The organism is Candidatus Thiothrix phosphatis (genome assembly GCF_035668035.1).
GTDB classification, from domain to species: Bacteria; Pseudomonadota; Gammaproteobacteria; order Thiotrichales; family Thiotrichaceae; genus Thiothrix; species Thiothrix phosphatis.
Genome location: NZ_JAYMYJ010000019.1, coordinates 1 through 13734 on the forward strand (window position 1 = coordinate 1; position 13734 = coordinate 13734).

Genomic DNA, 13734 nt, shown 5'->3' on the forward strand with positions numbered 1-13734 from the left:
GTCAAACTATGCACGTCTCCCCGGCAAAGCCGGGGGATTTCCCAATAGATTAAAAGCTGGTCGAGCACGTTGTACTTGTTCCAGGACGAATACCATGTGCCGCTGTTGTCGCCGGAGTTGGCGGCGTATATGGGTACAGCGACAGAACTGGCGTTGCCAGTATTGTTGACCTTGGGTTTGCTGACGCGCCCGGCGGCGCTGGTGTTGTTCGTGTTCAATATTGTGGCGGTGATTTCCTATCCTTACCTGCACACTGTGGCCGGGGCAGGCGGGTTCTGGCAACATTTCTTCTGGGGAAGCATGATTTGGTCGATCTTTGTGTTCGGGCCAGGCGCGTTGTCCGTTGACTATGGGCTGGCACGATACTGGCGAGGCCGTTAATCCGCCAACCTGGAACTGAAACGGTTTCCCGCCAGTCAAAACGGGCAAGTCGTCAATAAAAACCTGAGTTAGGACGACTGCCCGTTTTGTGATAAGGAGCAGAGTATGTCGTACATGCGTATGGGGGCGATGGCCCTGTTTTCCAGCCTGTTTCTGGCGGCTTGTGTGCCAACCAGCGGTTATGTGGTGCAGCCGTGGAACCCATGGGGGATAGCGACGCCTACACCTGCACCACCGGTCAGCTATACCGATGTCTACAAATATCAGGGTTCCCGCCAGTGTGAAGGCGGCGGCGTCCCGTTGGAAGAAATGAAACGTCAGTTGGAGGCGTCTGGGGTGATTGTGACCGCCACCAGCTGCGGCATGGATGGGCGCATGTACCCGGCTTTCTGCGGCGGCGCGGATGGGCGGATCAATGTCTTCACCATCAACAGCAATTCCATGAACGCTGCGCTGTCGCAAGGGTTTTCACCGCTGTCCAGCTTGCCGGGCGCGCAGAAAGGCAGTTGCTACGTCAGCAATAACAGCGGAACCAGCACCACTTACCCGTACAACAATAACGGGGCGGGAACTGCTTACCCGTACAGTGGTGGCGGCAGTGACGCTTCCTACTATTCGTACCAGTGAGCGCCAGTCAGCCCGCCAGTTCCCGCACCTGATCGGCGGTGAGGAGAAAGACGCCGTCACCGCCGCGTTCAAATTCCAGCCAATGGAACAGCACATCCGGGTAAGCAGCCTGTAGCGCATACTGGCTGTTGCCCACTTCCACCACCAGAATCCCGTGATTGGTCAAATGCTCCGCCGCCCCCTTGAGGATGCGATGGACATGATCCAGCCCGTCAGCGCCGGAAGCCAGCGCCAGTTGCGCCGGTTCATGCAGGAACTCGGGTGTGAGGACGGCCATGTCTTCCGCGTCCACATACGGCGGGTTGCTGACAATGATGTCATAGCGGCGGCCCTGCAAATGGGCGAACAGGTCGGACTGGATGGCTTGCGCCTGCCCGCCAAGCTGGTGGCGTTCAATGTTGATCTGTGCGACCGCCAGCGCGTCTTCCGAAATGTCGCTCAGGTCCACCTGCGCATGCGGAAAGGCGTAGGCGCAGGCGATGCCGATGCAGCCGCTGCCGGTGCAAAGGTCGAGGATGTGGTGCGTTTCATGCGGCTCAATCCACGGCGCGAACTGTTTTTCGATGGCTTCCGCAATGGGCGAGCGCGGGATCAGCACCCGCCCGTCCACATAGAAAGGCAGGTTGCAGAACCAGCCTTCGTGGGTGAGGTAGGCGGCAGGGCGGCGGGTTTCCGCCCGTTGGCGGATGATGTCGGCGACGGCGGCGCGTTCGGAAGCCGTCAGGCGGCTGTCGAAGTACAGGTCGGGGGCATCCACCGGCAAGTGCAGGGTATGCAGCACCAGATAAGCAGCCTCGTCAATGGGCGACGCCATGCCATGCGTAAAGCTCAATTCGGCTTCGGCGAAGCGGCTGGCACCCCAGCGGATGTAGTCTTTGATGGTCAGAAGGTCGGTATGGTCGAAGTCCATGATTAACACAGTGTGGCAAATTTGCCGTATCATCCCGCATTTTCACGCAATACTCCAACAGCAATGAATATGATCGACATCCTCAAGTCCTGGCCGCTTTATATCCTGCCGCACCACTTCATTTCCCGGCTGGTGTTCCGCCTCACCCGTATCCAATGTCCGGCTGTTGTGCCCCGCGCGATCCGTCTGTTCAGCAAGGTTTTCAAGGTTGACCTGGATGAGGCGGTCAACCCCGATCCGGCCAGCTACACCACGTTCAACGAATTCTTTACCCGCCCGCTCAAGCCGGAACTGCGTCCGGTTGCTGGAGGGGAAAACGTGCTGGTCAGCCCGGTGGATGGGACAGTCAGCCAAGCGGGCCGGATTGAGCAGGGGCGGATTTTCCAGGCCAAGGGACATGACTATTCCGCGCTGGAATTGTTGGGCGGGGATGAGGCGCGCGCCGCGCCGTTCATGAATGGGCAATTCATGACTATTTACCTGTCGCCCCGCGACTATCACCGCATCCATATGCCGCTGTCCGGCAGTTTGCTTGAGCAAGTGTATGTGCCAGGCAGGCTGTTCAGCGTGGCCGGGCATACCGTGCGCACCGTGCCGCGCCTGTTCGCCCGTAACGAACGGGTGGTCGCGCTGTTCGACACCGATTTTGGCAAACTGGCGATGGTGCTGGTGGGGGCAATCAATGTCGCCGCCATCGAAACCGTTTGGGATGGGCTGGTGACGCCACCACAGGGCAGGGGCGTCAAACGTCAGCGCTTCCCGGATGTGGCGTTGGCCAAAGGGGAAGAAATGGGGCGGTTCAATATGGGTTCCACCGTTATTTTGCTGCTGGAAAATTCCGCTGTGCAATGGGAAACAGGTTTGGCGGCGGGCAGCCCGCTCAAGTTGGGCGGGCGGTTGGCGACGTTGTAGGCGCTGTGTCCGGCATGACTAGCGCCAGTATTTCCCAGCCAGACGCAGGCTTGGTGCTGTTCTTTTCCGTCATGATGTAAAGCCTGCCTTTGGGGTTTTTGGCGAACAGCGGAATCGCCCGGTCGCCATGCTGGCGCAGGTAATCCTCATGGGTGAAGCTCTCGCTCAAGCGGGTTTTGCGGATTTGCGCGCCATTTCCCAGCCATTGCATCAGCAGCGAGTAATGGTATTGGTTGCCGAACAGGCATTGGGCGATGCGCAGGGTTTCGTTGCGCGCACTGCTTTTGCTGGGGCACAGGCTGAAAATATTTTGCTTGCCGAATTCGCGCTGGAAGCGGACGCCCGCCAACTGGTTGGCTGCATCCCGTGCCGATACGGTGATCAGGCGGCCTAACCCCACCAGGTCCAGATGGCGGTCGGCGTGCTCCGAGGTCACATCGCCGTAGTAGGTGTCCAACCCGTCCATGCGGGCGTCGCGGATTTTCTCCCAACTGGTGTCGCTGATCAGGACGCGGAAACCCTCCTCCCGCAGGGCCGCGCCCAAGGCTCGGCCAACCGGGTTGGCCCCGACAATCAGGAAACCATGCGGCTCCGGTTCCGACACCTTGAGAAAGTTGGCCAGCGGACGGGCGGTGGCGCTTTGGAAAATGACGGTGCCAATGATCAGCATGAAGGTCAGTGGTGCCAGCAGATGCGCCTCTGGCAAGCCGGAATTTTTCAATTTCAGGGCAAAAATGGCGCTGACGGCGGCGGCGACGATGCCACGGGGCGCAATCCAGCCCAGCAGCGCCTTTTCCCGCCATGTCAGGTCGGAGCCAAGGGTGGAAACCAGGATTTTCAACGGGCGGGCGATGAACTGCACGCCCAGGAACACCAGCACCCCGGCCATCCCCAATTCCGCGATCTGGTCGAAATTGATGCGCGCCGCCAGGATGATAAACAGGGCGGACACCAGCAGGATGGTCAGGTCTTCCTTGAACGATAGGATGTCTTCAAAATCCAGCCCCTTGGTGTTGGCCAGCCAGATGCCCATGATGGTGACCGCCAGCAGGCCGGATTCCGCGCTGAAGGTGTTGGAGGCTTCATACACGCTGATGACCAGCGCCAGCGCCACCAGATTGCGCAGGTATTCGGGAACCAGGTGTTTTTGCAGGATGAGGCCCAGCGCCCAGCCGCCAATGACGCCCGCCGCCGCGCCGCTCAGGATGGTGCGGCCAAACAACAGCAGGACATGCGTCAGCTGGTTTTCATGGCTGGAGGCGACAATGTATTCAAACACCAGCACCGCCAGCAAGGCACCGATCGGGTCGATCAGAATGCCTTCCCAGCGCAGGATTTGGGCAATGCGGTTGTTGGGGCGGATGGTGCGCAGCATCGGCACAATCACGGTTGGCCCGGTGACGACCATGATCGCCCCAAACAGCCAGGACAGCGCCCATGGGAATCCGGCCAGGAAATGCGCCAATAAGGTGATCGTCACCCAGGTGGACGCCATGCCGATGGAAACCATATTCAGCACCACCCGCTGGATGCCTTGCAACTGCTGGAAATTGAGCGTCAGGCTGCCTTCAAACAGGATCACGGCCACGGACAGGGACGCCAGCGGAAACAGCAGGTCGCCGAATAGTTCATCTGGCCGCAGCCAGCCGCTTAACGGCCCAAGCGCAATCCCGGCCAGCAACAGGAACAGGATGGCGGGGAGCTTCAGCCACCAGGCGACCAGTTGGCTGAGTAGTCCGCAGCCCAGGATTGTCGCCAGAATCAGTGCAATATGTTCGCTCATGAGTTGGTTCACCGCCCTTGTATTCTTTATAATCCATCCGTCTTAGTATCATGCAAGTATGACAGCCCCATGAAAACCTACCAGAAAGACTTTCTTGATTTCGCCATCGCCCAGGGTGTCCTGAAGTTTGGGGAATACACCCTGAAATCAGGCCGGGTCAGCCCCTATTTCTTCAATGCCGGTTTGTTCCGGACAGGCTCGGCGCTGTCCCGGTTGGGGAAGTTTTATGCGGAGGCGATTGTGGAGGCAGGGCTGGAGTTTGACATGCTGTTCGGCCCTGCCTACAAAGGCATCCCGTTGGCCGCTGCCGTCGCCATCGCCCTGTTCGAACACCATGGCAGGGATTACCCCTATGCGTTCAACCGTAAGGAGGCCAAGGATCATGGCGAGGGTGGCGTCATTGTCGGCGCGCCGCTGCATGGCCGGGTGCTGGTGGTGGATGATGTGATGACCGCAGGCACCGCCATCCGCGAATCCGCTGCGATTGTGGCGGAGCAGGGCGCAACGCTGGCTGCCGTCGCCATTTCCCTCGACCGCCAGGAACGCGGCAAAGGTGCGCAATCGGCGGTGCAGGAAGTGGAGGCGTTGTACGGCGCTGCCGTCATCAGCATCGTTGGGTTGCGGGAAGTCATCAGCCATGTCGGTGACAACCTGCACGACGCGGCGCTGCTGGAGCAGGTGCAGGCGTACCGCAACCGGTATGGCGTTTGACGGTCAGAACGTTGCGTTTAGTTGGAGTTTTTGCGGGTCTTGTTGGGTGGCGTCTGTGGATGGGGTCCATTTGCCCATGCAGGCGGGGTTGGTGACGCATGGGTCTGTCAGGGTGTTCAGGAAGGCAAGCAGAAGTTGCACATCTTCCTGGCGGTATTCCTGACCAGCGATATCCGTATCACAGCTCAACATTTCCCGTAGGTTTTGCTGCAAATGGCTGCTGGGGACATTGGCCTGTTGCAACTGCGCCGGATTGTAGTGGATCGCTGACTGGAACGGGTTGAGCATGTGTTCGACCATGCCGTCAAGCGCAGTGAACGCGCCGTTGTGTCCCCAAGGGCCGGTCACCGCCACATTCAGCAGGCTAGGGGTGCGGAAACGGAATTTGTCGTCCGGATTGTGCGTCACCAGCCAGCGCCCATAGTCTTGTTGGATCGCAGGGTCGGTGTTGCCCTTACCTGGGCCGATGGGGGGCGTCAGCACATTACGGAATTGTTCATCGGTGAAAAAATCCCCCCGATGGCAGGATGCGCAGTCATAGCCGCTTTCGCCACGTTTGCGGAAAAACAGCAGCGCACCTTGCTTGGCGGATTCGCTGATGGCGCTCAGGTCGCCTTGCACGTATTGTTTCCACGGATTGTTGGTGAAAATTTGTGAACGTTCGTACTCCGACAATGCAGCAGCAATATTTTGCTCCGTAATCAGTTGTTTCGCCGCTGCGTCCGGTTGTTGGTAGGCTAGGCGGAATTGTTCCAGCCAGTACTGTGTTTCCTCCGGCTGCAACAGCCCGGCACCGACGCCATAGCCTCCCAGGCGTTCGGCCAGCCGTTCCCGGCAGGATTGGGTGGTGCCGCCAGCGTCAAAAGTTTTGCCTCGCATTTCATGGTTGGAGGTGACCGGAAAACGCGCTTGGGCATGCGCCAGGTTAGCGCCCGCCAGTGGGTCTGGCAGGGGATAGGCGACATCCGGTGTGGTGATGCCGCTTCCGGTGGATTCAACCCGTCCGTCATGGAACATAAACTGCTTCCACAATCCAATGTTGAATGTTGTGGGGGCGTTACGCGGAACACCAGGCGTGAGGTTTCCCTGCAACATGCGCTTGTTGCCCAGTATATCGGTATCGATGGCGTCTACCCCGATCGACAGCGACAGGTTATCGCCGCCGCCCAACAGGGGGTGATGGCAGGTTGCGCAAGCCACATCCAGATTGCCGGATAGGGTTTTGCTGAAGAACAGTTTCATGCCCAGTTGCGCCAACGGCGTTTCGATGGAGGGTAAGGCCAACTGTTGCGCCGGATCACCCTTCAAACCATATTGTTGGATCAGCTCGCGCAGGGAGCTATCCAAATCGGAACGTAGCACCGGTGCGCTGCTATTGTTCGGGATATAAATGCTGGCGGCGCGTTCATCGTTACAGCCTTGCAGTAACGTGAGCGCACATATCAGGATGAAAAATTGTAACTGCATGACAAGGAAAGCATTTCTGGGCATGTGAGTGAGGCCATTATTACATTGCGATAGATCAAGCTGGGAGGAGGTTTGTCTGCTTAACCCTACCATTTGGTGTATTCTGTCCCCTGCAACAGGTCGCTAGAATCTGTTTGCTGATAAAAAGCATTAAATACACGCTAAAACATGGAGTGCTGTAATGTCTGAAGAAATTTCCCAATCATTAGGCGTATTTATTCTCGGCGTATTGGCGGGTTGGGTAGTGGAATGGATTTTTGTCCGCCTGTTCGTTCCCAATCCCGGCAAGAATGCTGAGGCCGCATTGCAGACCATCCGCAAGGAAGTTGAGGGCCTGCAACAGAAAAACCACGAATTGCAGGAAGCGTTGGCGGCGGCCCAATCTGATGCCGCGAAGGCGATGGGCGCTGCCTTGAAAATCCCTGAGCCGGAGCCTGCGCTAATTGATGTCCATCCTATTTCGCCGGAAGCCAAATCTGTCCCGGCAGTAGAGGAAGCGTTTGAAGCAGAACCATCCGCAAAGATTGAAGCGGATGCAAACCCTGTTCCGGCCATGGCAACAACGGAAATGAAATCGGAAGCAACTCCAGCGGCGGTGCCCATCGTGACTGACGCGGGTAATGACGATAGTAAGGATGATTTTACTAAATTGGCAGGCATTGGCCCCAAATTGGCTGAAGCGATGTATGTTGCGGGTATCGGGCGTTACGCCCAGTTGGCAGAGCTGACAGTGGATGAGCTAAGTGAGCGTTTGGCTCCCAGTGGTATCCGTTACAGTAAAGCCACAGCGGAAAGTTGGGCTTCACAAGCGAAGTGGGCTGCTGCGGAAGATTGGGATGGCCTAAAAAAGTTTCAGGCTTCCCTGAAAGGATAAACAGAATAGTGATCAGGTTTTTTAAGGATAAAACAATAATGCCCGCTTGAAGCGGGCATTATTTTAACTGAAATGCGAACACATTTGCCTGATGATCAGAGCAGGTTGTGGCGTTTCAGTTTAGTGCGCAGGGTGGCGCGATTAATGCCCATGCACTGTGCGGCTTTGGACTGATTCCCATGTGTGTAGCGCATCATGATTTCCAACATGGGGCGCTCAACTTCATCCAGAACTAGACGGTAGATATTGGATGCTTCATGATCACCTAGAGTATCCAGATAGTCCTGCAAAGTACGGGCGACCGTTTCTGACAGGGAGGAGTCCAGACCGACACGAGAAGATGTATTCGTCATATTCATGCAACCTTTTTAATAATTGTCGGATACGATTCTACATAATGTTTCATGAACCGCAGCCAACTGTTTTTCAGGAGTTGTGATTGCAAAAATCCCTTTTATTGCTTCGGAGGTGATTTTTCCAGATACCACCCGTTTGCATCCTTGCAATACGGACACATGTACCCGCTCCGTAAAAAGTCAGTGAATTAAGCCCTGACATGACAACGGCAACTTGCGATTATGTAGACACCAAACTGTCCGGAAAGTTCATCAGAATCCAGAAGCTTACCAACTCAGTCGAGCACCTACGACCAACCCCTTGCTGCCTGATCTGTACATCAGGTTTCGGCATGTGCAAATCCAGAGCAGAACAACATTTGGCAATTTTCACCAGCGACCATCCGCAATCACGAAAATAACGGCACTACTTTCTTTTGCCCAAGCTGCATCCAAGATTTTACTTTTGATAATGAATCTACCAAAAGCATCTAGATAAACGCATATCCTGGATAAAAGAATACCATAGAGTAGAATATAAACACGCATGCTCAGATAAGCGGCAATTTATCCATCATAAGCGGTAATAAAAGTGTCTGTTGAGGTTGTTTTTTAATCACTTCGTGGGCTTTTATGGAAGAATACAAAAATATTGTCTCAATGGCTGGATGAAATTACCGTATCAAAAATGTGCATTAATTCGGATGCTGCGTTTAAAATACAGTCACGTTAGCTGGAAAGTCAGCAATATAAAAATGAGGACGTGAATTCAGGCATACAGAGTCCAATAAAGTGTCCAAGTCACTGCGATGTAACCAATACCGTTACAAATTCCAAGGTTGGGGTTGCTGCTTCCGGTAGTAGATTAAATAACCGGATCTGACGGATGTAATGGCGATCAGGAAATCGTGTGCTTTTCAGGCTAATTTTGATAATGGTCAACTGATGCAGGATACGACGCAGGCAGAATCCAAAACCAGCCGCCAACTGAAAAAACATTTCCAATAAGACAGCGTGACCTATGTTTCAATGCGTGGCGGCTGCTCAAACCGAGGTGGCAGTTTTTGCATTTTTCCCGCCAGTGCGTAAGTGACTTTCCACATCCAGGAAAACGTCGGTATTGCCGCCTTCCAGCACCAGCACATCGCCGGTTTGCAAACTGATGGTCGTTGAAGGTTGTTCGCCACGGATAACGCCCCGCCGCAGCGCTTTGACACAAACGGTAAACCGCTCCAGCTCCAGTTCAGCGATATGCTTGCCAACAGCAAAATCATTTTCTTGTACGGTAAACGTATGCAGGAATGCTTCCACCGGACTCTTGCCGGGTTCAGATTTTACCTGGTCGCCGTGGTAGTAGCTGCGTAGCGAACGGTAACTGTCCCTCCGGATCTTTTCCGTCATCCGGAACACCTCGTCCGGGCTAAAGCCCAGTTGCTCCAGCATCAGCTGGGTGATCATCAGGGTGGCTTCCAGGGTTTCCGGCAAAACATTGGTGGCCCCCAGCTGTTCCAAGGCTTCCAGGTGACGCTCGTCGCGGGTGCGCACCAATATGGGTATGTCGGCCCGTTTCTGCCTGACAGCTTCCACCATGCGTTTGGCGGCTTCAATGTCAATGACCGTCACCACCACCATCCGTGCCCGCTCCAACCCGGCGGCTTGGAGGATTTCAGGGCGGGTCGCATCCGCATAGAACACTGGGTCGCCTGCCTCCCAGGCTTTTTCCACGATGCCGGGGTCAAGCTCCAGCGCAATGTAAGGGGCTCCTTGTTCGTGCAGGAACTGCGCCAGGTTCTGCCCCATACGCCGGTAGCCGCACAGGATGACATGGTTTTCCACTTCCTGAATGGCGGAGCTGAACGCCTGGGCATTGTGGGAATGCTGACGCGCCTGGGCATCGGCCAGCAGTTGCTTGGTCAGCTTGTCGTTATAACGGATGATCAGTGGTGAAAGCGCCATGCTGATCACGATGGCTGCCAGGGTGGTCTGGGATTCGCTGGAAGACACCACCTGATTGCTCAACGCCAGGGCGAGCAGGGCAAAGCCAAATTCCCCACCTTGCCCCAACACCAATCCGGTGCGCAGGGCGGCACCGCCATTGGAGGAAAACAGCCGGGTCAGGATAGCGACCAGCAGCGCTTTGCCAGCGGTCAACCCCAGCACCAGCAGCAACACCGGCAGCCATAGCGATGGCAAAATGCCAAGATCCAGCTTGGTGCCTACTGCAATGAAAAAAATACCCATCAGAATATCGCGGAATGGGCGTATTTCACTTTCAATCTGGTGTTTATACTCGGTTTCACTCAACAACATCCCGGCCAAAAATGCGCCTAAAGCCAACGACAAACCCAGCGATTGGGTGATCCAAGCGGCGGTCAGCGCCACCAGCAACACGGTGATGTTGAAAAGCTCGATGGATTCCGCCCGTGAAATGTATTGGAACAGGGGGCGGAGGGTATAGTGTCCGGCCAGCAGCATCGAAACAAACAAAAGGGCGGCGGTGGAAACCTGCAAGAGCAGCTCTGACGGGCTGTCAGCCAGCCCGCTATCGCCCGCCAGCAAAGGGATCATGACCAGAAACGGCACGACCGCAATGTCCTGGAACAGCAACACGCCGAGCGCCAACTGGCCGTGCTGTGTGCGCATTTCTGCCTGTTCCGTCAATTGTTTGACGACGATCGCCGTGGAAGACATGGCCATGGCGCCACCCCCTACCAAAGCGCTTTTCCAGGATATGCCGAAGTACGATAAAATGCCCATGCCTGCCAGCGTGGAAATCAGCACTTGCAACCCGCCCAGGCCGATAATGGTGGTGCGCATGGCCATGAACTGTTTGAGCGAGAATTCCAACCCGATGGCGAACAGCAGGAACACTACCCCGACTTCGCCCATGAAATCGAAACCGGCGTTGTCCTTGACAAAACCTAACCCGTGCACGCCCATCAGCGCACCCACCAACAAATAGCCGAGGATCGGCGGCAGGTTCAATGCGCGGAATGCTGCAACAGCCCCCACTGACATCACCAGCAATAGCAGGATGCCGTTTAATAGTTCATGTTCTCCCAAGGAATCCCCTACAATCAGGTCGAGTAGCCAATGAGCAAAGTATACGGATTTCTGACCCTGTGCACACTGTGTGGGTTCAATTCCAACCTGTCAGGGCGAGGTAAAACGTGAGGAAACGTTCATTTTTGATGCAGTTGTTGGCCTATCTCTGGGTTGGGCCAGTCACCTTGTGCTGTTTGCCGCTGGCGTTGTTGGCGAAATGGACTGGCGGGGGGTATGCCATCCATTCTGGCGTATTGGAAGTGTGGGGAGGCTGGATCGGGCGGCGGCTGCACAGCGGCATCCCTGTTTTGGGGGCGGTCAACGCGGTCACTTTGGGGCATTTGGTGGCGGGTGTTTCCCCCGCGCATTTGGATAGCAGCCGGACGCATGAACGGGCGCATGTGGAACAGTTTGAGCACTGGGGGGCTTTGTTTCCACTGGTTTACCTGCTGGCCGGGCTATGGGCGCATTGGCGGGGCGGCAATTTTTACTGGGACAACCCTTACGAAATTGAGGCTCGGGTGAAGGCAGCTGCGGTGAAAACGGGCGATCTTTGCCGCCACTGACTGGCTTTTCGGGCTTAATGTGTCTAAACTTGGCGCTTGCTTTTCAAGCCTGCCTTAATCCCTCTCATGCCCGGATGGCGAAATTGGTAGACGCAAGGGACTTAAAATCCCTCGGTGGCAACACCGTGCCGGTTCGACCCCGGCTCCGGGCACCATATTTTCAATCACTTAATTGCGGCAGCCCGCGAATCCGAAAAGTAGGTCACAGTGCACGGGGTGAACCGCGTTACCGTTGTGACAACCCAGACTGCGCAAAGAAAAGCTTCATGCTGACATGCCGTCATGCGGCCCACCAGCCCGGCATTAAGGAGAAGGTGGTGGAAATGGCAGTCAACAGTGGCGGGGTGCGGGATTACGGCCCGTGTCCTTTGCATCAGTAAAGGGACGGTCATCAGCACCTTGAAAAAAAAGCAAACAGCCTGATCCAGGCCAATCCCCATTTTCTTCCCGCGAAGGACGTTGCGGACACCGGCCTGGAAGTCAGCATAGGCATGGTCAACGAAGCCGAGCTGGATGGGCAGGGGTCATTTGTTGGCAACAAAGGCAACCAACGCTGGTTATGGTATGCCGTTGATCATATCAGCAATACTGTCTTGGCCTAATACGGTCATTGGCTTGCTGATCAACAGGGTCGAGTCTGGGGTGGACATTCATGCCAGTTCTCAGGTTTGACCCACTACCAGCGCGCCGTTGCTTCAGCGTGCCTGGAGTTAATCCATTGCCGGGGAATCAGGCGGCGGCTGCCGGGCTTGGCCAATACCAAGTTTGTAGGGTCGGTGTCAGCGGGCGCATTTCAATGCATTCGGTCGGGCATACGTCAAAGCATTTTTCGCAGCCGGTGCAGGCGTCGGCAAACACCGCATGAATCTGCTTGGGGCCGCCCATGATCGCGTCGGTTGGGCAGCGCTTGAAGCATTTGGTGCAGCCAATGCACAGGTTTTCATGCACATAGGCGATGACTGGCCCTTTGTCCTCCACCCCGGAGAGGTTAATGCTGACGCCGAGTTTGGCCGCCAGCGCTTCCGCCAGGGCTTTGCCGCCAGGGGGACAGGCGGTCACCGGCGCGCTGCCGTTGGCGATGGCTTCCGCCGCTGGCGCACAGCCGGGGTAACCACATTGGCCGCATTGTGAACCGGGCATCAGGGCTTCAATTTCCGCTTGCAAGGGGTTGCCTTCCACCTTGAGGTATTGGGCTGCTATCCCCAGCAAACCGCCCAACACCAATCCCAACGTCATCAGCATCAAAACCGCACTCATCTCAACGCTCCTTATCAATGTCAATGTGAGGCCAGGCCCGCGAAGCCCATAAAGGCCAGCGACAGCAACCCGGCGACAATGAACGCAATCGGCAGGCCGCTGAACGCCGTTGGCACTTGCGCCAACGCCAGCCGTTCACGCAACCCGGCAAAAATGACCAGCACCAGCGAGAACCCCACCGCCGAGCCAAACGCATACAAGGTGGTTTGCACAAAGTTGTGCGCCTCCTGCACGTTCAACAGCGCCACGCCCAGCACGGCGCAGTTGGTGGTGATCAATGGCAGGAAAATCCCCAACACTTGATACAATGCAGGTGATATTTTTTTGATCACCATTTCGGTAAACTGCACCGTGGCGGCGATCACCAGGATGAAGGAAAGAATGCGCAGGAAACCCAGCCCCAGTGGCTGCAACACCCAGTGCTCCAGCATCCAGCCCGCCACGGAGGCCAAGGTCAGCACAAAGGTGGTCGCCATTCCCATGCCGATGGCGGAATCGATCTGTTTGGACACGCCCATGAACGGGCACAGGCCGAGGAACTTGACCAGTACCACATTGTTCACCAGTACGGTTCCCAGCAGGAGCATGAAGTATTCCATTGCACATTTCCTGAAATCTGTCAGTGGGGATGATGATGCAGGTTGCGTGCCAGCAAGTGATATGCCGGTAACAATATGAATTCATGGTATTTTTATGGTGCATTTATTGGTGTTGTTTGTGACATCGGGGGAACGGGTGTGGGGTTTGCGACATTGTTCTGAAACGTGTGATGTTTGTCGCCTTTACGACAATTTGTGTGTTTGTCTGATTTGCTACAATGCGGTCAACGCGCTGGAAGGTTATGACAAATTGCCCATTTTTCTCCA

At 55.9% G+C, this 13734-nt stretch carries 15 protein-coding genes and 1 tRNA gene; 9 read left to right on the plus strand and 7 right to left on the minus strand.

Going from position 1 to position 13734, the window contains the following annotated elements:
- Positions 1-75 precede the first annotated feature (75 nt).
- Together VSS37_RS02215 and VSS37_RS02220 are read left to right on the plus strand one after the other, a co-directional pair.
- Entirely contained in the window at positions 76-381 is a 306-nt protein-coding gene (locus tag VSS37_RS02215; protein ID WP_324692990.1) for a DoxX family protein, read from the plus strand.
- Between the two features lie 105 nt (positions 382-486).
- Positions 487-1008, plus strand: coding sequence for a hypothetical protein (locus tag VSS37_RS02220; RefSeq protein ID WP_324692991.1), 522 nt, complete (start codon positions 487-489; stop codon positions 1006-1008).
- A gap of 7 nt (positions 1009-1015) precedes the next feature.
- On the opposite strand, the gene prmB is transcribed toward VSS37_RS02220, so the two are convergent.
- Positions 1016-1918, minus strand: a complete 903-nt coding sequence (gene prmB / locus VSS37_RS02225) for a 50S ribosomal protein L3 N(5)-glutamine methyltransferase (protein ID WP_324692993.1) — start codon at positions 1916-1918, stop codon at positions 1016-1018.
- A gap of 69 nt (positions 1919-1987) precedes the next feature.
- On the opposite strand from prmB, the gene asd reads away from it, so the two are divergent.
- Positions 1988-2830, plus strand: coding sequence for an archaetidylserine decarboxylase (gene asd / locus VSS37_RS02230; protein ID WP_324692994.1), 843 nt, complete (start codon positions 1988-1990; stop codon positions 2828-2830).
- On the opposite strand, the gene VSS37_RS02235 is transcribed toward asd, so the two are convergent.
- A complete protein-coding gene (locus VSS37_RS02235; protein ID WP_324692995.1) occupies positions 2799-4613 on the minus strand; it encodes a cation:proton antiporter in 1815 nt (604 codons plus the stop codon). The genes asd and VSS37_RS02235 overlap by 32 nt on opposite strands.
- A 69-nt stretch (positions 4614-4682) precedes the next feature.
- On the opposite strand from VSS37_RS02235, the gene pyrE reads away from it, so the two are divergent.
- Positions 4683-5324: an orotate phosphoribosyltransferase gene (gene pyrE, locus VSS37_RS02240; protein ID WP_324692996.1), complete on the plus strand. Its 642-nt coding sequence runs from the start codon at positions 4683-4685 to the stop codon at positions 5322-5324.
- A gap of 3 nt (positions 5325-5327) precedes the next feature.
- On the opposite strand, the gene VSS37_RS02245 is transcribed toward pyrE, so the two are convergent.
- Positions 5328-6791, minus strand: coding sequence for a cytochrome-c peroxidase (locus VSS37_RS02245; protein ID WP_324692997.1), 1464 nt, complete (start codon positions 6789-6791; stop codon positions 5328-5330).
- Between the two features lie 181 nt (positions 6792-6972).
- On the opposite strand from VSS37_RS02245, the gene VSS37_RS02250 reads away from it, so the two are divergent.
- Complete coding sequence (locus tag VSS37_RS02250) at positions 6973-7665, plus strand: helix-hairpin-helix domain-containing protein (RefSeq protein ID WP_324692998.1); 693 nt, start codon at positions 6973-6975, stop codon at positions 7663-7665.
- Between the two features lie 95 nt (positions 7666-7760).
- Here VSS37_RS02250 and VSS37_RS02255 read toward each other — a convergent pair whose 3' ends face one another.
- Both VSS37_RS02255 and VSS37_RS02260 read right to left on the minus strand, forming a co-directional pair.
- Complete coding sequence (locus tag VSS37_RS02255) at positions 7761-8024, minus strand: helix-turn-helix domain-containing protein (protein ID WP_324692999.1); 264 nt, start codon at positions 8022-8024, stop codon at positions 7761-7763.
- A gap of 1020 nt (positions 8025-9044) precedes the next feature.
- Complete coding sequence (locus VSS37_RS02260) at positions 9045-11063, minus strand: cation:proton antiporter domain-containing protein (protein WP_324693000.1); 2019 nt, start codon at positions 11061-11063, stop codon at positions 9045-9047.
- A gap of 128 nt (positions 11064-11191) precedes the next feature.
- On the opposite strand from VSS37_RS02260, the gene VSS37_RS02265 reads away from it, so the two are divergent.
- The 4 genes from VSS37_RS02265 (at position 11192) to VSS37_RS02275 (ending at position 12213) form a co-directional block, all read left to right on the plus strand.
- Positions 11192-11611: a hypothetical protein gene (locus VSS37_RS02265; RefSeq protein WP_324693015.1), complete on the plus strand. Its 420-nt coding sequence runs from the start codon at positions 11192-11194 to the stop codon at positions 11609-11611.
- 68 nt (positions 11612-11679) lie between these two features.
- Positions 11680-11766, plus strand: a tRNA-Leu gene (locus tag VSS37_RS02270).
- The gene (locus tag VSS37_RS21910; protein WP_445971468.1) at positions 11737-11991 is read left to right on the plus strand and encodes an IS1/IS1595 family N-terminal zinc-binding domain-containing protein; all 255 of its coding nucleotides are present in this window, start codon (positions 11737-11739) and stop codon (positions 11989-11991) included. The genes VSS37_RS02270 and VSS37_RS21910 overlap by 30 nt, the downstream gene beginning before the upstream one ends.
- A 111-nt stretch (positions 11992-12102) precedes the next feature.
- Positions 12103-12213, plus strand: a complete 111-nt coding sequence (locus VSS37_RS02275; protein ID WP_324693001.1) for an IS1 family transposase — start codon at positions 12103-12105, stop codon at positions 12211-12213.
- A gap of 127 nt (positions 12214-12340) precedes the next feature.
- Here the strand turns inward: VSS37_RS02275 and VSS37_RS02280 are convergent, their stop codons facing one another.
- Both VSS37_RS02280 and rsxA read right to left on the minus strand, forming a co-directional pair.
- Positions 12341-12868: an RnfABCDGE type electron transport complex subunit B gene (locus VSS37_RS02280; RefSeq protein ID WP_324693002.1), complete on the minus strand. Its 528-nt coding sequence runs from the start codon at positions 12866-12868 to the stop codon at positions 12341-12343.
- 20 nt (positions 12869-12888) lie between these two features.
- Positions 12889-13467, minus strand: coding sequence for an electron transport complex subunit RsxA (gene rsxA, locus VSS37_RS02285; protein WP_324693003.1), 579 nt, complete (start codon positions 13465-13467; stop codon positions 12889-12891).
- Positions 13468-13734: the final 267 nt, after the last annotated feature.

Excerpts from the sequence above, each read along its gene's own strand:
- VSS37_RS02220 (WP_324692991.1), top strand. The coding sequence starts at position 487 with ATGTCGTACATGCGTATGGGGGCGATGGCCCTGTTTTCCAGCCTGTTT.
- prmB (WP_324692993.1), bottom strand. The coding sequence starts at position 1,918 with ATGGACTTCGACCATACCGACCTTCTGACCATCAAAGACTACATCCGC.
- asd (WP_324692994.1), top strand. The coding sequence starts at position 1,988 with ATGATCGACATCCTCAAGTCCTGGCCGCTTTATATCCTGCCGCACCAC.
- VSS37_RS02235 (WP_324692995.1), bottom strand. The coding sequence starts at position 4,613 with ATGAGCGAACATATTGCACTGATTCTGGCGACAATCCTGGGCTGCGGA.
- pyrE (WP_324692996.1), top strand. The coding sequence starts at position 4,683 with ATGAAAACCTACCAGAAAGACTTTCTTGATTTCGCCATCGCCCAGGGT.
- VSS37_RS02245 (WP_324692997.1), bottom strand. The coding sequence starts at position 6,791 with ATGCAGTTACAATTTTTCATCCTGATATGTGCGCTCACGTTACTGCAA.
- VSS37_RS02250 (WP_324692998.1), top strand. The coding sequence starts at position 6,973 with ATGTCTGAAGAAATTTCCCAATCATTAGGCGTATTTATTCTCGGCGTA.
- VSS37_RS02255 (WP_324692999.1), bottom strand. The coding sequence starts at position 8,024 with ATGAATATGACGAATACATCTTCTCGTGTCGGTCTGGACTCCTCCCTG.
- VSS37_RS02265 (WP_324693015.1), top strand. The coding sequence starts at position 11,192 with ATGCAGTTGTTGGCCTATCTCTGGGTTGGGCCAGTCACCTTGTGCTGT.
- VSS37_RS02275 (WP_324693001.1), top strand. The coding sequence starts at position 12,103 with ATGGTCAACGAAGCCGAGCTGGATGGGCAGGGGTCATTTGTTGGCAAC.
- VSS37_RS02280 (WP_324693002.1), bottom strand. The coding sequence starts at position 12,868 with ATGAGTGCGGTTTTGATGCTGATGACGTTGGGATTGGTGTTGGGCGGT.
- rsxA (WP_324693003.1), bottom strand. The coding sequence starts at position 13,467 with ATGGAATACTTCATGCTCCTGCTGGGAACCGTACTGGTGAACAATGTG.